Genomic DNA, 18,472 nt, shown 5'->3' on the forward strand with positions numbered 1-18,472 from the left:
CGTGATGGTGTCCGCGGCCTTGTGTCCGGCCGTTTCGGTTACGCTGCGTGATAGGCCGAGCTTCGTGCCGCCATCACCTCGTCGAATGCCTCTCCCATGATCTCGGTGGATGGGGCAAGGCCAGTGAACAGTTCGAAAGCGTCGGCGGCCTGGTAGATCGCAAGCTCCCGTCCGGTCATGATCCGCGCGCCCTTGGCTTGGGCAGCCGCCAGCAGCGGCGTGATCAGCGGCGAATAGACGGCGTCGGCGACCCACAGGTTTTGACGTAGCAGCGTCGGCGCGACCGGCGTTTCCCGGTTCGGCAGCATGCCGACCGGCGTGCCGTTGACGAGGCCCGTTGCGCCGTCGAGCGCGGCCTCGACGCTTGCGGCGACCCTGGCGCCACCCTGTTTGTCGAGCAGCGCGGCGAGTTTTTCGGCGCGTGCCGGCTCGCTGTCGAAGATACGGATGTCGGTCACGTCAAGGCTCGCCAGGGCAAACGCGATCGCCTTGCCGACGCCGCCGGTGCCGATCACGGCGACTGCGTTTCCAGAGGCCGCCAGCAGCGGCGCGACGGCGCGCGCAAAGCCCGTCGTGTCGGTGTTGTGGCCGATCAGCCGGCCGTTCCTGACGACGACGGTGTTGACCGCCCCCATGGCGGCGGCACCCGGTGCCAGTTCATCGAGCAGCGGGACCACCGCCTCCTTGTAGGGAAAAGTGACGTTGACGCCGGCAAAGCCGAGCCGCCGCACGCCCTCGAGCATCATGCGGAGCCCGCCCGCGTCGGCGCCGGCGACCTCGATGAGCTGGTAATGGCCGCGCAGCCCAAGCCCCTCCGCGGCGCGCTCATGCATGGCAGGGGAGGCAGAATGCGCGATGGGTGCGCCGATCAGGCCGGTCAGGAGCTTTTTGGGTGCGGCGGGTCCGCGCTTTGACATGGTTCGCTATCGTCTCGTTGGGAGCGTTTGATCCCGGCCTTTAGCGGGGAGATCCGCCCAATTCCAAGGGGCTTCCCCCAGGAACGATAGCCTTTCCTCGGCCTAACACAATTACCCTTTTGTGCTGCAAACCTAACATAATGTTATCTCTTCCGCGCCCGTGGCGGCGCGGCCCTGCCTTTGCCCCGCGACGGCTCGACCGCGCGCATCTCCGCGCGCAGGGACTCGATGAAATACTCGACATGAAGCGACAGCGGCGCGCCGCGCTTCACCGCGATATAGGTGTCGAATCGCGTCGGCTCGGTGATCTTGATCAGCTCGATGCCGGGATAGCCCCCATGGGCCACCGTGAACTGGTCGATGATGGCGATGCCGAGCCCCGCCTTCACCAGCGCGCAGACCGTGGTGCCGAAGCGGGCGCGGATGGTGATGTTGTACTCGAGGCGGTGGCGCGCGAAGATCTCGGCCATGATCCGCCCGTAGGGATCATTGGGATCGATGCCGATCAGCGGATAGCGCGTGATCTCGGCGGCGGAGACCTGCTTGCGGCCGGCGAGCTCGTGGCCCGGCGGCACGATGCAATAGAGCTCGCCCGAGGCGAGCGGCATGAAGTCGAGCCCGGAATGCTCCAGGCGATAGCTCATCGCCACGCACTCGCCGCGGCCGAGCATGAGATAGTCGATGGCTTCCTCGAGCTTGAGGATGTTGATGTCGATGCCCAAATCCGGATAGCGCCGCCGGACCCGCTCGATCGCGCGCGGCACCATGACTTGCGAAATGCTCGGCACCGAGCCGATGCGCAATTCCGACAATCCGCCGCGCCCGATCTTGGAGATGATCTCGGAGAGGTCGTCGACCTTCTTGTAGACGCCGTTGATCTGCTCGAAGATGTTCTCGGCTTCCGGCGTCGGGAAATAGCGGCCGTTCTGGCGCTGGAAGAAGCGGATGCCGAGCGAGCGCTCGGTATATTTCACCAGGCGGCTGATGCCCGGCGCCGAAACGTTCAGCAGCTTCGCCGCGCCGCCGATCGTGCCCGTCACCATCACGGCACGGATCACTTCAACCTGGCGCAGCGTCATCATGTCCTGGGCATCCGAAGGTAATCGTGGTCGGCGCTGCCTTTCCCTCTTCCCTTGTGGGAGAGGGCGGATCGCCGCGATAGCGCGAGGCGGGTGAGGGGTTCTCTCCCCGCACGAGCCTCGCGCATTTGAACGCGTGGAAACAACCCCTCATCCGGCGCCATAGCCGATGCGAAGCGTCGGCGTTTTGTTTTAAGAACGGCGGCCGAAGGCCGCCTATGCCACTTCTCCCACAAGGGGAGAAGGAAGGAAACATTCGCGTTCGGTTGTTCGGTTCAGATCAGAGGAAGGCATGGCGCCGAACGGACCGTTCGTGCGCTCACAGCAATTGCGTGCTAGCTCGCCGGTCCGTCCGGCGTGGCGCTCTCTGCCGGCTTGCTGCGCTCGCTTTGCAGCACCCCGCGTGCGAACTCGATGATCTTCTGCTTGTTTGCCGTTTCGCGGACGGCGAAAAATACGCGGTTGAGTTCCAGGCCGAGCACGCTGTTGAGGGCGATGTCCTCGTCTTCCATCGTGGTTTCCCCGCTTCAGACATTGTAGGTGTATCTTGACGTCCCTTCTTCCACAAGTAGATTAAGCCTTCGGGGTCAATGGGATACCGGGAAACTACGGAATCCGCGAATTGAGGCAGTGCCCCAAGACGTGCTATATCGCACAGCGAGGGTCAGGAAACGCACCGATGTCCGCCGTGGATTATGGCCGGGAAGCGCTCGACTTCATCGAGGGGCTTGGGGCCTATCGCAAGGTGCCCGACGCCATGAATGCGCTCGAATCGGCCTTTGGTCGCTTCGGTTTTGAAACTATCATCGTGACGGGGTTGCCCAATCCCGACCAACAGTTTGCACAGATGGTGCTCGCCAAGCGCTGGCCCGCGGGCTGGTTTGGTCTCTACACCGAAAATAACTACGACCGTTTCGACCCGGTGGTGCGGTTGTGCCGCCAGTCAGTCAACCCGTTCGAATGGTCGGAAGCACCCTATGATGCGGAGCTCGAGCCGAACGCGGCCGAGGTGATGAACCGCGCCACCGATTTTCGCATGACGCGCGGCTTCATTGTGCCGATCCACGGACTCACCGGCTACGAGGCCGCGGTGTCGCTCGGGGGCGTCCATCTCGACCTCAATCCCCGCAGCAAGCCGGCACTGCACCTGATGGCGATGTATGGCTTCGACCACATTCGCCGTCTGCTCGATCCAGCGCCGTATCCCTCGGCACGCCTCACCCCGCGCGAGCGCGAGGTGATCGCCTGGGCCTCGCAGGGCAAATCGGCCTGGGAAATCGGCGAGATCCTGCACATCACGCAGCGCACCGCCGAAGAGCATCTTGCAACCGCCGGGCGCAAGCTCGGAGCCGTCAACCGTACGCATGCGGTAGCACTGGCGATTCGCAACAAGATCATCAATCCCTAAGCGACGTACTGGGAAATTTCCCAATACCGAACCATCCTCTTTTCGCAGAGGGTGCCCTCCATTGAGGATGAATGGGGGTTTTCATGATTCACGCCATTTCTGCAGTAAATCGCCACCTTTACGAAGATGTACTCGATCAGCATTTTCGGCTGCGGCACGACATCTTCGTCGAAGAGCGGCGCTGGGAGACGCTGCGCAGGCCGGATTGCCGCGAAATCGATTCCTATGACGACGAGGACACCGTTTATCTGCTTGCGCTGGAGGGACGCCGCGTCATCGGCGGTCACCGGCTCTACCCGACCACCAAGCCTTCGATGATGAGCGAGGTCTTTCCCCATCTGGCAGCGGTGCGCGGCTACCCGGTGGATCCTCTGGTCTGGGAATGGTCGCGCTACTTCGTCGTGCGCGATCGCCGCGACGGCGCGCTCAACCTGCAACTGATGGCGGCCGTGCAGGAGTTCTGCCTCGGTCAGGGGATCGCGCAGGTCAGCGCGATCATGGAAACCTGGTGGTTGCCGCGCTTTCATGAGGCCGGCTTCGTCGTGACCCCGCTCGGTCTGCCGGCACTGGTGGAGAACGCATGGACCATGGCGGCGACGATCGACATTCTCCGCGAGACGCTCGATGCCCTGCATGATCGCATCGGCGTGCCTTCCATCGTCCAACAGGACGGTCCGCGTATCAATTGCATCGCCCTTGCCAACCTCTGCGGCCTCGCTGCCGCGCAACGAAAGAGCGCCTGAGATGTCGAACATGATGCGGGACAGCCAGATCATGGCGCAGATCAAGGACGAAAATCTGGGCTACATGTCCGACATGGCGCTCGAACTCGCGCAGATGGCGGAAGACACCGGATTGGCGACGCTCGCCTATCTGTTCCGGATGGCGGCGCTGGAGGCCTCGACGGCCAACAGCGTGCTTGCCGAGCCGGATGACCTTCGCCGGCAGATGACGTCGCACTAGGCGTCTCCATCCACACGTTGCGACGAATTCACACCCTCTCTCCCGCAACGGAGGGAGGGTGATCCGTTTGGGTGCGGCAGGTTGACCCATCCTGCGCGGCAGTCTTCTTGCAAGACCGATTGCAGGGCCAGGACCGATCGGATGCATCGGCATGCAACAAAGTGCATGTTGGGTGTCGAATCGCTCTTGCCTCGGAACGATACTGCCATTACCCATTTTTCCGCCTTGTCCAGGCAGGGGGAGCTCTTTCACTGATGGCGACCGTGTTCGAACATCGGCGCGAACCTGCGTGCGCCTGAAAGAGTTTTGATGCTGCTCGTCGTCGAACAGTTCTTGAACGGATTGCAGTTTGGCCTGCTGCTGTTCCTGCTCGCCGCCGGCCTGACGCTGGTGTTCGGGATCATGGATCTCGTCAACCTCGCGCACGGCTCGCTGTACATGATGGGCGCCTATTTCGCCGCGACCTTCGCAGCCTGGACCGGCAGCTTCCTGCTCGGTGCGCTATTGGCGCTCGGCGCGACGCTCGTGCTCGGCATCGTGCTCGAGATGACCGCGCTGCGGCATCTCTACGGACGAGACCATCTTGACCACGTGCTCGCGACCTTCGGCCTGATCCTGTTCTTCAACGAGGCCGTGCGGCTGATCTGGGGGCCGGCCGGCCTTGCGCTGCCGCTGCCGGCCTGGCTCACCGTGCCGGTGCCGATCCTGCCGGGCATTCACTATCCCGCTTATCGCCTCGCCATCATCGTCGTGGCGCTGCTGGTTGCGCTGCTGCTCTATCTCGGCGTGATGCGCACCCGCATCGGCATGCTGATCCGGGCCGGCGCCTCCAATCGCGAGATGATCGGTGCGCTCGGCATCAACATCAAGCTGCTCTACACCCTGGTGTTCGGTCTCGGTGCCGCGCTCGCGGGCCTTGCCGGCTTGATGCAGGCGCCGATCCTCACCGTGCAGATCGGCATGGGCGAGAACATTCTGATCCTCGCCTTCGTCATCATCGTGATCGGCGGTATCGGTTCGATCCGCGGCGCGTTCCTGGCCGCGATCTTCGTCGGCATGATCGACACCCTCGGCCGCGCCTTCCTGCCCAATCTGCTGCGGCAGGTGCTGAGCGGCGCCGCGGCCTCCACCGCCGCGCCCGCGCTGTCCTCCATGCTGATCTATCTGCTGATGGCTATCGTGCTGGTGGTGCGTCCGGAGGGGCTGTTTCCGGCCAACCGCCGATGAAGGCTTTCACTGTGAGCAAGGTCGTCACGGTCCTGCTGCTGACGGGTCTCGTGCTGCTGCCGCTCTATTCGCAAGCATCCGGCAACATCTTCATCCTGACGCTGCTCACCCGCATCGTCATCCTGGCCCTGGCGGCCGCGAGCCTCAACCTCATCATGGGTTTTGGCGGCATGATGAGTTTTGGCCACGCCGCCTATCTCGGCATCGGCGGCTATGCGGTCGGCATGCTGGCGCAGGAAGGCGTGGGCTCGGGCTTCATCCAGTTTCCGGTCGCGCTTGCGGCCTCCGCGCTTTATGCGTTGGTGATCGGCGCGCTGTCTTTGCGCACCCGCGGCGTCTATTTCATCATGATCACGCTGGCGTTCGCGCAGATGGCCTATTACGTCGCCTCGGGGCTGGCGCGTTATGGCGGCGATGACGGCCTCACCGTCTACAAGCGCAGCGACTTCTCCGGGCTGATTAATCTGTCGAACCGCACGCAATTCTATTATCTCTGCCTCGCCTGCCTGTTCGGCGTGGTCTTCCTGATCTGGCGCATCGTCAATTCGCGCTTTGGCCTCGTCCTGCAGGGCCTGCGCTCCAACGAGCAGCGCATGCAGGCGATCGGCTTTCCCTCGAAACGCTACCAGCTGGTCTGCTTCGTCATCTCGGGCATGATGTGCGGCCTCGCCGGCGCGCTGCTCGCCAACAACACCGATTTCGTCAGCCCGGCCGCGATGTACTGGACCCGTTCCGGCGACCTCATGGTGATGGTGATCCTCGGGGGCATGGGCACGCTGTTCGGTCCGGTCATCGGCGCGGTGGTGTATTTGTTGCTGGAAGAGTTCTTGTCGCAGCTCACCGAATACTGGGCGCTGATCATGGGTCCGCTGCTGCTGCTGATCGTGCTGTTCGGCCGCGGCGGCATCATGGGCCTGCTCGGGAGGCTCAATCGTGGCTGAGCCGCTGCTCCGCGTCGACAGGCTGGTGCGCCGCTTCGGCGGCATCATTGCGACGGACAACGTCTCGCTCGACGTTGCGGCAGGCGAGCTGCACGCCATCATCGGCCCGAACGGCGCCGGCAAGACCACGCTGATCAGCCAGCTCACAGGGCATCTGGAGCCGCATTCCGGCAGCGTCTCGCTGGCGGGGCGCGACATCACCTATCTGCCGGCCTATCGCCGCTGCGCGCTGGGCCTGGCACGTTCTTTCCAGATCACCTCGCTGCTGCTCGATTTCACCGCCGCCGACAATGTCGCGCTCGCGGCGCAAGCGCATGCCGGCACCTCGTTCCGCTTCTTCGCCGATGCACGCAAGGAGAAGGGCCTGCGCGATGCCGCGCATGCCGCGCTCGATCGCGTCGGTCTCGTCCATCGTGCCGATGTCCTGGTGTCCAGGCTCAGCCATGGCGAGCGTCGCCAGATCGAGCTGGCGGTTGCGCTGGCAAGCAAGCCGAAACTTTTGCTGCTCGACGAGCCGATGGCGGGACTCGGCGTCACCGAATCCCAGCGCATGGTGCAGCTGCTCCAGGAGCTGCGCAAGGAGGTCTCGATCGTCCTGGTCGAACACGACATGCCGGCGGTGTTTGCGCTCGCCGACCGCATCTCCGTGCTGGTCTATGGCCGCGTCATCGCCTCCGGCGATCCGGCCGCGATTCGGGCGAACGAGGACGTCAAGCGCGCCTATCTCGGCGAGGCCCATGTGGTGACGCACCATGGATGACACGCTGCTCGAGGTCGACGGCATCGAGACCTGCTACGGCCTGTCCCAGGTGCTGTTCGGCTTGTCCCTGTCGGTCAAATCAGGCGAGATGGTCTCGCTGATGGGTCGCAACGGCATGGGCAAAACCACGACCATCCGATCCATCATGGGCCTGACGCCGGCGCGCGCCGGCAGCATCCGCTTTGCGGGCTCGGAAGTGCGGACGCAGCCGTCCTACAGGATCGCGCAACTCGGTGTCGGCCTCGTCCCCGAGGGGCGGCAGATCTTCCCGAACCTCACCGTGCGCGAAAACCTTGTCGCGGCAGCGGCCGATCGTTTCGGCAGCAGCAATCCCTGGACGCTGGCGGCGATCTACGTGATGTTTCCTCGCCTGGCCGAGCGCGCTTCCAATATGGGCAACCAGCTCTCCGGCGGCGAGCAGCAGATGCTCGCCATCGGCCGCGCGCTGATGACCAACCCGAAGCTGCTCATCCTGGATGAAGCGACCGAAGGCCTGGCGCCTCTGATCCGCGAAGAGATCTGGAGCTGCCTGTCGCTGCTCAAGAGCCGGGGACAGTCGATCCTGGTCGTCGACAAGAACGTCGACCACCTCGCCCGCATCTGCGACCGCCACACCATCATCGAGCGCGGCAAGACGGTATGGAGCGGCACCTCGGACGAGCTGTTGGCTGAGCCGGATCTGCAGCACAAATATCTAGGGATTTGAGGGTGAGGGCGCGATGCTGGGCGCCGCTCATACGTTATCGTCCTGGCGAAAGCCAGGACCCATAGCCACCGAATTCAGTTTGGCGAAGATTGGCGGTTAGCAGCCGCGTGCGACAACTTTTCCCTGGGGTAATGGGTCCTGGCTTTCGCCAGGACGACATTGGCAATCACCAGTAAATCCCGTGCCGATGCAGTTCGCGAATCACGCGGGCCTCGGTGGATGGCTGGCGACGTTTCGGCTTGGTCATTTCTCTTGTGCTGGCAATCGGCGCGGCACTGGACTGAGTTGCGGCCGGAGCGATCGCGGTTGTCGTCGCAGTCGCTGCCGGAGACGTTGAAGCTGCGGCCGTGGTCGCCGTCTGGACATTCGTGGGTGCTGCCGCCGGAGCTTGTGGCGGCGTGGCTGCTGTCGTTCCCGGCTCGGCGGTCTGCTGGCTCGCATTTGTCGCCGCAAGGCTAAGGCTCCGTGGTCCGCCGGCATAGGCCTGGCTTGCCAGCAGCGACATTGCCGCGATCAGGATCAGCTTTCGCATGACACCCTCCGTTCGCTAGTCAATCGCTCTTACCTAAATCCGCTGGGCCTCTATCGCGACGAGCGACCCGCCCCGATCTCAATCAGAGTGGCGCGGCAGGACAGGCGATAGATCAAACTGAACAGATGACCCCACATGACCGAACTCCTTTGTTGATCACGGAGCAAATCTACATCGCCGTCTTTCCGGCGGTTTTCGTGGGCCTTGGAAAATGGCTTCGTCGGGAGCGGTGAAATGTCGTCGGAACTGAGCGGACGAAGTCGCCTCACGGGGAGGTGAGGGCGTGTCTGGCTCAAAACACCTCGAAATATTCGCGGTGCTCCCAGTCGGTCACCTCGGACAGGAAGCGGTCGATCTCGGCATTCTTGATGTGGGTGTAATAATCGACGAACTCAGGCCCGAGCTTTTCGCGGAAGAACGGATCGTCCTTCAGCGCGCTGACCGCGTCGCGCAGCGATTTCGGCAACAGCGGCGCCTTGGTTTCGTAAGGCGTGTCGGCCGACGGGCCGGGATCGAGCTTGCGGTCGACCCCGTCGAGGCCGGAGAGGATCTGCGAGGCCATGTAGAGATAGGGATTGGCGGCGGGCTCGCCGATGCGGTTTTCCAGGCGCGTGGCGGCGTCGCCGGCGTTGCCGAGCACGCGGATCATCACGCCGCGATTGTCGCGGCCCCAGATCGCGCGGTCCGGCGCCAGCGAATAGGAGCGGTAGCGCTTGTAGCCATTGATGGTCGGGGTGGTGAACACGGTCGACGCGCGGGCGTGGTCGAGCAGGCCCGCAAGCCAGGCGCGGGCGAACGCGCTGAGCGGCTCGCCGCCGTCTTTGGCCATGAACTGGTTCTCGCCGCTCGCGCGCGAGACCACCGATTGGTGCAGATGCCAGCCGCTCGCGAACAGGTTCGGCAGCTTCGGCCGGCACATGAACGTGGCGTGATAGCCGTGGCGGTGCGCGATCTGCTTCACGGCAGAGCGAAACAGCACCATGTTGTCCGCGGGCTCAATGCCTTTCTTCGGGGCGAAGGTGAATTCGCACTGGCTCGGCCCGAACTCCACCTCGACCGAGCGCAAGGGCAGACCGAGCGCGACGATGTCACGCCGCAAGATCTCCAGCACCGGCTCCATCTGGTCGAAGCGCTGCTCGGTGAGGTATTGATAGCCGTGGCTGAGCAGGCTCACCGAAGGCGGTGTGCCGGGCTGGCCGGCATCCTCCGGGCGCATATGCGGATCGTCGAGCTTGAAGATGTGGAATTCGACCTCGAGGCCTGCCACGAAATCATGGCCGCGACTTGCGAGCTCGTCGAGCACCTTGCGATAGAGCCCGCGCGTCGCGAACGGCACGGGACGGCCGTCGTTGAAATAGAGGTCGCAGAGAACCCAGCCCGTGGTTGGCGCCCATGGCAAAACGCGAAACGTCGTGGGATCGGCGACCATCAGCACGTCGGCCGCGCCCTCCATCTCCTTCATGCCGAAGCCGCCGCCTGACGTGAACACCGGAAACACCGTGCGGTGCGAGGTGTCCTTGGCGAGCATGGTGGTGGTGATGGAGCAGCCGCTCTCCAGCGAGGCGATCGCCTCGGAGGCGACGATGGTCTTGCCGCGCAAAATGCCGTGCTGGTCCGGGAAGGCGAGGCGGATGACCTCGAGATTCTTCTCGTCGACGATGCGCCGCACGCGCAATGCGGCGTCCTTCTGCTCATCCGACCACAGCGCATGACGCGCGACGAAAGTCACTTTGGCAGTTCCTTCTTGCTCGGCGAGAGTATAGCGCACACTGTCATCGTCCGCGAAGGCGGACGATCCAGTATTCCAGAGACGTCCGTGTGTTCACGAGAGGCCGCGACGTACTGGATGCCCCGCTTTCGCGGAGCATGACAGCGGAGAATGTGGAGCCGCCGTCTCGCCTCGCTAGCGGCGAACTGCATTATCACTCCGCCGCCGTCAGGCGATGCACGTTGTCCGCGATCTCCTTCGGCACCGGCGCCGTCCACGGCGCGCTGCGGCGGCGCTTGACGTCGACTTCCATCCAGTAGATCTCCCAGCCTCGGGTCGGCCCGATGCCGTCCATGGTCGCCGGACCCTGGATCGAACGTGCGGTGGCCTCGTCGAGATGCAGCATCGGCTTCTCGCCGCCTGCGACCTTCTCGATCTCCTGCCGCAGCAGGCGCCGGTACTGCACGATCGCCTTGTCGCTCGTGCCGAGGTGCTCCCGGGTGCGGTCCTGGATCGCGCCCATCGATTCCACCGCCCACTGGTCGTGGACGTTGATGTCGGTGCCCATGCCGGTATAGGTCGCCGTCTGCTGCTCGTGCGGATCGAAGCCGTAATCGTTCGTCCCGTTCTTGCGCGATTTGTAATCCGGCAGCTCATAGAGCTCGAGCCGCTGGTCGCGCATCTTCTGCTTGTCCACGGGGTTCGAATAACTGGTGAAGATCGCGTACCAGTAGCAGTTCTCGTCGTCGACCGGCACGTGCCACTGTGTGATCGTCATCTCCGTGCTCATGGGGATGACGAAGCCGTGCGGAAAGAGCTGGTTGGTGACGCGCACATGGGTGCGCTCCTCGTCGATCTCGCGCAGCGCGATCAGCCGCAGGCCGTATTCGGTGTGCTCGACATTGATGATCGGGCGGTCGTATTCGCGCAAAATCTTCGTCATCGGCAAGTCGCTGCCTGCCGACGTGCCGCGGAACTGCTTGCCGTAGGCCGTCGAGGTGTCCTCGTCCTCGAAAAAGCGATGCAGATAGGAGGCGTGCGCGGGGTCGATGCCGACTTCGAGCGCCTGGAGCCAGTTGCAGGCCATGTGGCCTTTGAACGCGAAGGTGTGCGTGCCGGGCGCGACGAAGCAGTCGAGCTCGGGAAATGCCGGCGGCTCGCCCTCGCCGAGATAAGCCCAGAGGATGCCGCTCTTCTCCACCACAGGGTAAGAGCGCTGACGGATGTTCTGGCAGAGCTTTGAGTCCTTCGGCTCCGCCGGCGTCTCGATGCATTGCCCGGTGGCGTCGAACAGCCAGCCATGGAAGGCGCAACGCAGGCCGCCATGCTCGAGCCGTCCGAAGGCGAGATCGGCGCCGCGATGCGCACAGTGGCGATCGATCAGGCCGTAACGCCCCGTCTCGTCGCGGAACAGCACCAGGCTTTCGCCGAGCAATCTGACGGGACGGATCGGTCGATCGCCGTCGAGCTCGTCCACCAGCGCCGCCGGCTGCCAGTAGCTTCGCATCAGCTTCCCGCAGGGGTCCTTCGCACCGGTGCGGGTGATCAGGTCGTTCTGCTCCTGGCTCATCATGGCGAGTGCATCCTTTATGGAATGGCGTTTGTTCGCCTATTGAACGAATGGGCGAATTATGGCATGCCTTGACGCGGCAGCAAGCACTATTTTGCACGAATGACCCGACACCATGCCCAAGCTGAAGCGAAGCGAGAGCGACGAACGCGCGACGGATTTCGTCGAGAGCCTCGATCGCGGGCTGCGCCTGCTGCAATGCTTCGGCATCACGGCCGGCCCGATGACGCTGAGCGATCTCGCCCGTGCCGCTGAGCTTCCCCGCGCCACCGCGCGGCGCATGCTGTTCACGCTCCAGCGCGGCGGCTTCGTCAGTGGCGACGGGAAGCTGTTCTCGCTGACGCCACATGTGCTGACACTCGCCGCGTCGTATCTGCGGTCGAGCCAACTCGTCACGGTCCTGCAACCGGTGCTCGACCGCGTCGCGACAGCGGCCAACGAAATCTCCTCGCTCGCGGTGCTCGACGGCGATGAGGTCGTGTTCATCGCGCGCAGCAGTCCGGCGCGGATGTTCTCGGGCGGATTGGAAATCGGCTACCGGCTTCCGGCCTTCTGCACTTCGGTCGGCCGCGCCATGCTCGGTCAACTCGACGATGCCGAGCTTGCTGCGCGCCTGACGGCGACGAAGCGCGAAGCGCTGACGCCGCAGACGGTAACCGATCCCAAGGTGCTGCTCGCGCGCACCGTCGCCGATCGCGCGCAGGGCTATTCGCTGGTGGACCGCGAGGCCGAGCCGCATTTCCGCTCGATCTCGGTCCCCGTCCGCCGCTACGACGGCGTGATCGTCGCCGCCATTAACATGGGCGCGCACGTCGATCGCGTGCCGGCGCAGGAATTGATCGAGCGATTTTTGCCGCTGTTGCGTGAGGGCGCGGAGGCGTTGCGGTCGCAACTCTTGTAGCCCGGGTGAGCGAAGCGATACCCGGGAAAGTCATCGTGAAGACCCGGATGTCGCTTCGCTCATCCGGGCTACGCGCCCGTGCAAAAATCACTAGCGGTTGCGCATCCAGTCGGCGAGGCCGGACAACGCCTTGTCGAGGTCCTGCCGCGCTGCGGCGTCCACAACCGTCTCCTCCAGCGCACCGCGCATGCAGAGCATCCACGCGTCGCGCTCGGCATCGCCGATGGCAAAGCCGATGTGGCGCTGGCGCAGCCGCGGGTGGCCCTTCTCGACCGAATAGAGTTTCGGGCCGCCGGTCCATTCGGTGAGATAGCGCTTCAGCACATCCCTGATCAGGCCGAGGTCGTCCGCATGCATCGCGCGGATGATCTTCGCCTCCGGCAGCGTATCCATCCGGTCGTAGAAGCGATCGACCAGTCGATCGATCGTGGCGCTGCCGCCGATCCGCTCGAACATGGCGATTGCGACGTCGCTCTCGGTCATGGGAGTTCGGACCTACAGCGCGACGCTGCGCAGCCCGAAGCTGCGCGCTTCGTTCTGCAGCACCGGCCGGACCGCATCAACCAGGCGCGCCGCGGCGGCATCGACGGACAGCCCCGCCGTGTCGACCACCGCCGTCGCGCGCGCATATAGCGGCTCGCGGCTCAAGAGGATGTTGCGCAGCTCCGCCATCGCGGAGCGGTCGTCGGCCATCGGGCGCAAATCGCCCTGGCGGCGGACGCGGGCCATGTGCTCCTCGGGCTCGGCCTTCAGCCAGATCGTGTAGAACGACGACAGGATCTGGTCGAAGGTCAGAGGTTCGGAGACGATGCCGCCGCCGGTCGCCAGCACCATCAGCTCGTTGCGCGCGAGCAGCTGCTGCAGCGCCGCCTGCTCCATGCGGCGAAAGCCTTCCTGGCCGTAGAGCGCGATGATCTCGGCGACCGACAGCCCGTTCTGCTGCTCGATCTCCTTGTTGAGCTCGACAAAGCTCCAGCCGACCTTCTTCGCCAGCATCCGCCCAAGCGTCGATTTGCCGGCGCCGCGCAGGCCGATTAGCGCGATGCCGCAGAACGGCGCGCGCCGCGGCGCGGAGGCGCTGCCGCCTGCGAGCAGATCTTTTGCTTGTGCGACCTGCGCCGGCGTCGCCTTGCGCAGGAGATCGCGAAACATCTGCCAGTCCGGGGTCGGATCGGCCGAGGGAAGCAGGTCTTCGAGATGCGCGCCCATCGCGTCGGAGACGCGGCGCAGCAGCACGATGGAGACGTTGCCCTTGCCGCTTTCGAGCTGCGCGATGTAGCGCTCCGATATTCCTGATACCTTAGCGAGCACCTTGCGCGACATGCCGCGCAGCGCGCGCATGGTGCGCACGCGCTGGCCGAGCTGTTCGAGAAATCGGGATTCGGCGTCGGGACTGTCGGTCATGGACTGCGGATCATGGGCCTGCTTGAGCGGATGTCTTCTTTTAAAGAGGTCCTGCGGCGCGTATTAATGAAACATAGTGCCTGCTGGCATTGACAGCAAGCCGAGGCGGTGTCTTTCTATGAATTATAATTCTAAATTCAGGGGAGAAGTCCGTGAGCGAGGGATCCTATAACGCGGTGACCTGGCTGCTCGACCGGAACGTCGAGGAGGGACGCGGCAACAAGCTCGCCTTCGACGACACCGTCTCACGCCTCACCTATGGCGAGCTCCAGCGCGAAACGCGGCGCGCCGCCAACATGCTGCGCCGGCTCGGGGGCCGCCGCGAAGAGCGCGTGGCCATGATCATGCTGGATACGGTCGACTTCCCGATCGTGTTTCTGGGCGCGATCCGCGCCGGCATCGTGCCGGTGCCGCTCAACACGCTGCTGACATCAGATCAATACGCCTACATCCTCGCCGATTGCCGCGCGCGCGTGCTGTTCGTCTCGGAAGCGCTCTATCCCGTCATCAAGGACGTCGTCGGCCGCATGCCGGATCTGGAGCATGTCGTGGTCTCCGGCGCCAAACAGAACGGCCACAAGCAGCTCGCCGAGGAGATTGCGGACGAGAGCGATCAGTTCACCACCGCCGCCACCCATTCCGACGAACCGGCATTCTGGCTGTATTCCTCAGGTTCGACCGGCATGCCCAAGGGCGTGCGGCACATCCATTCGAACATGCAGGCGACCGCGGACACTTATGCGAAGCAGGTGCTCGGCATTCGCGAGAACGACGTTTGTCTTTCCGCGGCAAAGCTGTTCTTCGCATATGGCCTCGGCAATGCGTTGACCTTTCCGATGTCGGTCGGCGCCAGCGTGGTGCTCAACAGCGAACGGCCGACGCCCGCACGCATGTTCGACCTGATGAACCGCTACAATCCCTCGATCTTCTACGGCGTGCCGACCCTGTTCGCGGCGATGCTCAACGACGAAGCGATGAAGAGCGAGCGCGGCGGCAAGTCGCTCCGCATCTGCACCTCGGCCGGCGAGGCGCTCCCGGAGTCCGTCGGCAACAGCTGGAGGGCGCGCTTCGGCGTCGATATTCTCGACGGCGTCGGCTCGACCGAGCTGTTGCACATCTTCCTGTCGAACGCGCCCGGCGACATCAAATACGGCTCCTCCGGCAAACCGGTGCCCGGCTATGCGGTGCGGCTTGTCAACGAGGCCGGACAGGATGTCGCCGACGGCGAGGTCGGCGAGCTCCTGGTCGATGCGCCCTCCGCCGGCGAGGGGTACTGGAACCAGCGCCACAAGAGCCGCCGCACGTTCGAGGGGCCGTGGACCCGCACCGGCGACAAATATGTCAGGGATTCCGAGGGCCGCTATACCTTCTGCGGCCGCGCCGACGACATGTTCAAGGTCTCTGGCATCTGGGTCTCGCCCTTCGAGGTCGAGAGCGCGCTGATCACGCATCCCGCCGTGCTGGAAGCTGCCGTCGTGCCCGAAGCCGATCCGGAAGGTCTGCTGAAGCCCAAGGCCTTCGTCGTGCTGCGCCCCGGCGCGACGACGGCGGGCCTGCAGGAGATGCTTAAGGATCACGTCAAGCAGAAGATCGGCCCGTGGAAATATCCGCGCTGGATCGACGTGGTGGATTCCTTGCCGAAGACGGCGACGGGGAAGATCCAGCGGTTCAAGCTGCGGGACGGGGCGAATTGACAACAGGTCGTCATGGCCGGGCTTGACGACGGAGAGAGAAGAGCGACAGAGCATGACCAACCTCGCCCCCACCGGCTTCCTCAGCATCGGCGACGCCAGCCTCGAATACAAATGGCTGGCGCCGCAATCCGCCGATGCACCGACCATCGTCATGCTGCATGAAGGCCTCGGCTCGGTCGGGCTCTGGGGTGACTTCCCCGAGAAGCTGCGAGAGGCGACCTCCGCCGGCATCTTCGTCTATTCGCGCGCGGGCTACGGCCAGTCGAGCAAGGTCGCGCTGCCGCGGCCGCTCGACTACATGCAGCGCGAGGCACTCGACGTGCTGCCGAAGATCCTCGACGCGATCGGCTTCAGGCGTGGCCTGCTGCTCGGCCATTCCGACGGCGCGTCGATCGCGACGATCTATGCCGGCGCGCATCAGGATCATCGCCTGAACGGCCTCGTACTGATCGCGCCGCATTTCATCGTCGAGGACATCTCGGTGAAGTCGATTGCGGACATCAAGACGGCATTTGAGACCACCGACCTGAAGGCAAAGCTCGCGCGCTGGCACACGGACGTCGACAACGCCTTCTACGGCTGGAACGCCGCCTGGCTCGATCCCAAATTCCGCGACTGGGATATCTCGGAATATCTCGCTTATATCCGCGTTCCCGTCCTGATCCTTCAAGGCGTGGACGACCAATACGGGACGCTGCGTCAGGCCGAGATCGCGCAGCACGAATGCTATTGCCCGGTCGATTTGAAAGTCATGTCAGGCGCGGCGCATTCTCCGCATCGCGAAGCTCCGGGAGCGACGCTTCACGCGATTGAGCAATTTGCAGCAGCGGCCCTAGGAGAGGACATGCAACAAAATGCATGTATGGGCCGTTAAAGTCTAGACGCGCGCAACAATATGCATTATTGTGCATCTAACGGTAAACCAAGACGAACTCAAGGGTGGCCCATGGCCGAGGAAGATCGGCGCCTCGCAGGCGGCGCGACATTCATCGATTTCCAGACCGAGCCGTCCCGCTACCGGCACTGGAAGCTCGCGGTTGACGGTGACGTCGCCACCCTGACCATGGACGTCGACGAGAATGGCGGCCTGTTCGAGGGCTATCTGCTCAAGCTCAATTCCTACGATCTCGGCGTCGATATCGAGCTTGCCGACGCGGTCCAGCGCCTGCGCTTCGAGCACCCCGAGGTGAAGGTCGTGGTGATGCGCTCGGCCAAGAACCGCGTGTTCTGCGCCGGCGCCAACATCCGCATGCTCGCCGGCTCGACGCATGCCCACAAGGTCAATTTCTGCAAGTTCACCAACGAGACCCGCAACGGCATGGAAGACTCGTCGGAGAATTCCGGCCAGCGCTTTATCACCGTCGTGAACGGCTCGGCCGCCGGCGGCGGCTATGAGCTCGCGCTCGCCACCGACTACATCATGCTTGCCGATGACGGCGCGTCCGCCGTCGCCTTGCCCGAAGTGCCGCTGCTGGCGGTGCTGCCGGGCACCGGCGGCCTCACGCGTGTGGTCGACAAGCGCAAGGTGCGCCGCGATCACGCCGATTTCTTCTGCACCATCGAAGAAGGCGTGAAGGGCAAGCGCGCCGTGCAATGGCGCCTGGTCGACGAGATCGCGCCGAACAGCAAGCTCGAAGGCAAGGTTGCCGAGCGCGCCAGGGAATTCGCCCAGGCCTCGAAGCGCAAGGGCAGCGGCAAGGGCATCGCGCTGACGCCGCTCAAGCGCATCATCGATGAGACGAGCATCCGCTACGGCTTTGTCACCGTCGACGTCGACCGCGCCGCCCGCATCGCCACGATCTCGATCAAGGCGCCTGAAGCCGCGCCGCCCGCCGATATCGACGGGATGATGGCGCAGGGTGTCGCGTTCTGGCCGCTCCAGGTCGCGCGCGAACTCGACGACGCCATCCTGCATCTGCGTATCAACGAGCTCGAGATCGCGATGCTGGTGTTCAAGAGTCACGGCGACCGCGCCCATGTGCTCGCCTGCGACGCCTTCCTCGAAGCCAACAAGGCGCACTGGCTGGTCAACGAAATCAGGCACTACTGGAAGCGTGTCTTGAAGCGCATCGACGTCACCTCGCGCACGCTGGTGACGCTGGTCGAGCCCGGCTCCTGCTTCGCCGGCACGCTCGCCGAGCTCGTCTTCGCCGCCGACCGTTCCTACATGCTGATCGGCACGCGCCAGGGCGACAACCGCCCGCCGCCGTCGATCGAACTGTCAGCGATGAATTTTGGCCCGTATCCGATGAGCCATGGCCTGACGCGGCTTCAGTCGCGCTTCCAGGCCGATCCGTCCGATGTGGAACGCGCGGAAGCCACGACGGGCACCGCGCTGGACGCCGAGCAGGCCGAAGAGCTCGGTCTCGTCACCTTCGCACTCGACGACATCGACTGGGACGACGAGGTCCGCGTGTTCCTGGAGGAGCGCGCCAGCTTCTCGCCCGACAGCCTCACCGGCATGGAAGCCAACCTGCGCTTCGTCGGCCCCGAGACGATGGAATCGAAGATCTTCTCGCGCCTCACCGCGTGGCAGAACTGGATCTTCCAGCGCCCCAACGCGGTCGGCGAGGAAGGCGCGCTGCGCCGCTACGGCAGCGGCCAGAAGCCGAAATTCGATATGACGCGAGTGTAGAGCGCGAATGGAGAGTGGCGAATAGCG

At 64.1% G+C, this 18,472-nt stretch carries 18 protein-coding genes and 1 pseudogene; 11 read left to right on the forward strand and 8 right to left on the reverse strand.

Annotation, left to right across the window (positions count from 1 at the left end; all coding sequences use genetic code 11):
• Window positions 1-38 precede the first annotated feature (38 nt).
• The 3 genes from IVB50_RS12765 to IVB50_RS12775 all read right to left on the reverse strand — a co-directional run bounded on the left by IVB50_RS12765 (window position 39) and on the right by IVB50_RS12775 (window position 2,508).
• Window positions 39-917 carry a shikimate dehydrogenase gene (locus IVB50_RS12765; RefSeq protein WP_018456034.1) on the reverse strand — a complete coding sequence of 293 codons (879 nt, stop codon included), beginning with the start codon at window positions 915-917 and terminating at the stop codon, window positions 39-41.
• Between the two features lie 143 nt (window positions 918-1,060).
• On the reverse strand, window positions 1,061-1,999 hold the full coding sequence (locus IVB50_RS12770; protein ID WP_018456035.1) for a LysR family transcriptional regulator: 939 nt from the start codon (window positions 1,997-1,999) through the stop codon (window positions 1,061-1,063).
• 332 nt (window positions 2,000-2,331) lie between these two features.
• A complete protein-coding gene (locus tag IVB50_RS12775) occupies window positions 2,332-2,508 on the reverse strand; it encodes a hypothetical protein (protein ID WP_018456036.1) in 177 nt (58 codons plus the stop codon).
• Between the two features lie 167 nt (window positions 2,509-2,675).
• Here IVB50_RS12775 and IVB50_RS12780 point away from each other — a divergent pair, with 167 nt between their 5' ends.
• From IVB50_RS12780 to IVB50_RS12810, 7 genes are all read left to right on the forward strand, one after another.
• On the forward strand, window positions 2,676-3,404 hold the full coding sequence (locus IVB50_RS12780; protein WP_018456037.1) for a LuxR family transcriptional regulator: 729 nt from the start codon (window positions 2,676-2,678) through the stop codon (window positions 3,402-3,404).
• An 83-nt stretch (window positions 3,405-3,487) separates the two neighbouring features.
• Window positions 3,488-4,147: an acyl-homoserine-lactone synthase gene (locus IVB50_RS12785; RefSeq protein ID WP_018456038.1), complete on the forward strand. Its 660-nt coding sequence runs from the start codon at window positions 3,488-3,490 to the stop codon at window positions 4,145-4,147.
• 1 nt (window position 4,148) lies between these two features.
• Window positions 4,149-4,367 carry a hypothetical protein gene (locus IVB50_RS12790; protein ID WP_026233073.1) on the forward strand — a complete coding sequence of 73 codons (219 nt, stop codon included), beginning with the start codon at window positions 4,149-4,151 and terminating at the stop codon, window positions 4,365-4,367.
• Window positions 4,368-4,676: 309 nt separating this feature from the next.
• The gene (locus IVB50_RS12795; protein ID WP_007615745.1) at window positions 4,677-5,594 is read left to right on the forward strand and encodes a branched-chain amino acid ABC transporter permease; all 918 of its coding nucleotides are present in this window, start codon (window positions 4,677-4,679) and stop codon (window positions 5,592-5,594) included.
• Window positions 5,591-6,535, forward strand: a complete 945-nt coding sequence (locus tag IVB50_RS12800) for a branched-chain amino acid ABC transporter permease (protein WP_018456041.1) — start codon at window positions 5,591-5,593, stop codon at window positions 6,533-6,535. Before IVB50_RS12795 ends, IVB50_RS12800 begins: the two co-directional genes overlap by 4 nt.
• Window positions 6,528-7,295: an ABC transporter ATP-binding protein gene (locus IVB50_RS12805; protein WP_018456042.1), complete on the forward strand. Its 768-nt coding sequence runs from the start codon at window positions 6,528-6,530 to the stop codon at window positions 7,293-7,295. Before IVB50_RS12800 ends, IVB50_RS12805 begins: the two co-directional genes overlap by 8 nt.
• Window positions 7,288-8,001 carry an ABC transporter ATP-binding protein gene (locus IVB50_RS12810; RefSeq protein ID WP_018456043.1) on the forward strand — a complete coding sequence of 238 codons (714 nt, stop codon included), beginning with the start codon at window positions 7,288-7,290 and terminating at the stop codon, window positions 7,999-8,001. The genes IVB50_RS12805 and IVB50_RS12810 overlap by 8 nt, the downstream gene beginning before the upstream one ends.
• Before the next feature lie 166 nt (window positions 8,002-8,167).
• Here the strand turns inward: IVB50_RS12810 and IVB50_RS12815 are convergent, their stop codons facing one another.
• From IVB50_RS12815 to IVB50_RS12825, 3 genes are all read right to left on the reverse strand, one after another.
• Window positions 8,168-8,533, reverse strand: coding sequence for a hypothetical protein (locus IVB50_RS12815; protein ID WP_039799580.1), 366 nt, complete (start codon window positions 8,531-8,533; stop codon window positions 8,168-8,170).
• Window positions 8,534-8,825: 292 nt separating this feature from the next.
• On the reverse strand, window positions 8,826-10,262 hold the full coding sequence (locus tag IVB50_RS12820; RefSeq protein ID WP_247295961.1) for a glutamine synthetase family protein: 1,437 nt from the start codon (window positions 10,260-10,262) through the stop codon (window positions 8,826-8,828).
• Window positions 10,263-10,455: 193 nt separating this feature from the next.
• Window positions 10,456-11,814, reverse strand: a complete 1,359-nt coding sequence (locus tag IVB50_RS12825; protein WP_204513152.1) for an aromatic ring-hydroxylating dioxygenase subunit alpha — start codon at window positions 11,812-11,814, stop codon at window positions 10,456-10,458.
• 112 nt (window positions 11,815-11,926) lie between these two features.
• On the opposite strand from IVB50_RS12825, the gene IVB50_RS12830 reads away from it, so the two are divergent.
• Window positions 11,927-12,712, forward strand: coding sequence for an IclR family transcriptional regulator C-terminal domain-containing protein (locus tag IVB50_RS12830; RefSeq protein ID WP_018456046.1), 786 nt, complete (start codon window positions 11,927-11,929; stop codon window positions 12,710-12,712).
• 90 nt (window positions 12,713-12,802) lie between these two features.
• On the opposite strand, the gene IVB50_RS12835 is transcribed toward IVB50_RS12830, so the two are convergent.
• Together IVB50_RS12835 and IVB50_RS12840 are read right to left on the reverse strand one after the other, a co-directional pair.
• A complete protein-coding gene (locus IVB50_RS12835; protein WP_018456047.1) occupies window positions 12,803-13,195 on the reverse strand; it encodes a group II truncated hemoglobin in 393 nt (130 codons plus the stop codon).
• A 12-nt stretch (window positions 13,196-13,207) separates the two neighbouring features.
• Window positions 13,208-14,128 (reverse strand): annotated as a pseudogene (locus IVB50_RS12840) (helix-turn-helix transcriptional regulator); the annotation flags it as partial.
• A 140-nt stretch (window positions 14,129-14,268) separates the two neighbouring features.
• Between IVB50_RS12840 and IVB50_RS12845 the strand changes: the two are divergent.
• The 3 genes from IVB50_RS12845 (at window position 14,269) to boxC (ending at window position 18,445) form a co-directional block, all read left to right on the forward strand.
• Entirely contained in the window at window positions 14,269-15,810 is a 1,542-nt protein-coding gene (locus tag IVB50_RS12845) for a benzoate-CoA ligase family protein (RefSeq protein ID WP_247295964.1), read from the forward strand.
• A gap of 52 nt (window positions 15,811-15,862) precedes the next feature.
• A complete protein-coding gene (locus IVB50_RS12850) occupies window positions 15,863-16,684 on the forward strand; it encodes an alpha/beta hydrolase (protein ID WP_018456050.1) in 822 nt (273 codons plus the stop codon).
• 72 nt (window positions 16,685-16,756) lie between these two features.
• On the forward strand, window positions 16,757-18,445 hold the full coding sequence (gene boxC / locus IVB50_RS12855; RefSeq protein WP_247295966.1) for a 2,3-epoxybenzoyl-CoA dihydrolase: 1,689 nt from the start codon (window positions 16,757-16,759) through the stop codon (window positions 18,443-18,445).
• The last annotated feature ends 27 nt before the right edge of the window (window positions 18,446-18,472 follow it).

It is taken from the genome of Bradyrhizobium sp. 87 (assembly GCF_023073015.1).
In the GTDB taxonomy this organism is placed as follows: Bacteria; Pseudomonadota; Alphaproteobacteria; order Rhizobiales; family Xanthobacteraceae; genus Bradyrhizobium; species Bradyrhizobium canariense_D.

Coding starts and splice junctions, on each gene's coding strand:
- IVB50_RS12765 (WP_018456034.1), bottom strand. CDS start 917: ATGTCAAAGCGCGGACCCGCCGCACCCAAAAAGCTCCTGACCGGCCTG.
- IVB50_RS12770 (WP_018456035.1), bottom strand. CDS start 1,999: ATGATGACGCTGCGCCAGGTTGAAGTGATCCGTGCCGTGATGGTGACG.
- IVB50_RS12775 (WP_018456036.1), bottom strand. CDS start 2,508: ATGGAAGACGAGGACATCGCCCTCAACAGCGTGCTCGGCCTGGAACTC.
- IVB50_RS12780 (WP_018456037.1), top strand. CDS start 2,676: ATGTCCGCCGTGGATTATGGCCGGGAAGCGCTCGACTTCATCGAGGGG.
- IVB50_RS12785 (WP_018456038.1), top strand. CDS start 3,488: ATGATTCACGCCATTTCTGCAGTAAATCGCCACCTTTACGAAGATGTA.
- IVB50_RS12790 (WP_026233073.1), top strand. CDS start 4,149: ATGTCGAACATGATGCGGGACAGCCAGATCATGGCGCAGATCAAGGAC.
- IVB50_RS12795 (WP_007615745.1), top strand. CDS start 4,677: ATGCTGCTCGTCGTCGAACAGTTCTTGAACGGATTGCAGTTTGGCCTG.
- IVB50_RS12800 (WP_018456041.1), top strand. CDS start 5,591: ATGAAGGCTTTCACTGTGAGCAAGGTCGTCACGGTCCTGCTGCTGACG.
- IVB50_RS12810 (WP_018456043.1), top strand. CDS start 7,288: ATGGATGACACGCTGCTCGAGGTCGACGGCATCGAGACCTGCTACGGC.
- IVB50_RS12815 (WP_039799580.1), bottom strand. CDS start 8,533: ATGCGAAAGCTGATCCTGATCGCGGCAATGTCGCTGCTGGCAAGCCAG.
- IVB50_RS12825 (WP_204513152.1), bottom strand. CDS start 11,814: ATGATGAGCCAGGAGCAGAACGACCTGATCACCCGCACCGGTGCGAAG.
- IVB50_RS12830 (WP_018456046.1), top strand. CDS start 11,927: ATGCCCAAGCTGAAGCGAAGCGAGAGCGACGAACGCGCGACGGATTTC.
- IVB50_RS12835 (WP_018456047.1), bottom strand. CDS start 13,195: ATGACCGAGAGCGACGTCGCAATCGCCATGTTCGAGCGGATCGGCGGC.
- IVB50_RS12850 (WP_018456050.1), top strand. CDS start 15,863: ATGACCAACCTCGCCCCCACCGGCTTCCTCAGCATCGGCGACGCCAGC.
- boxC (WP_247295966.1), top strand. CDS start 16,757: ATGGCCGAGGAAGATCGGCGCCTCGCAGGCGGCGCGACATTCATCGAT.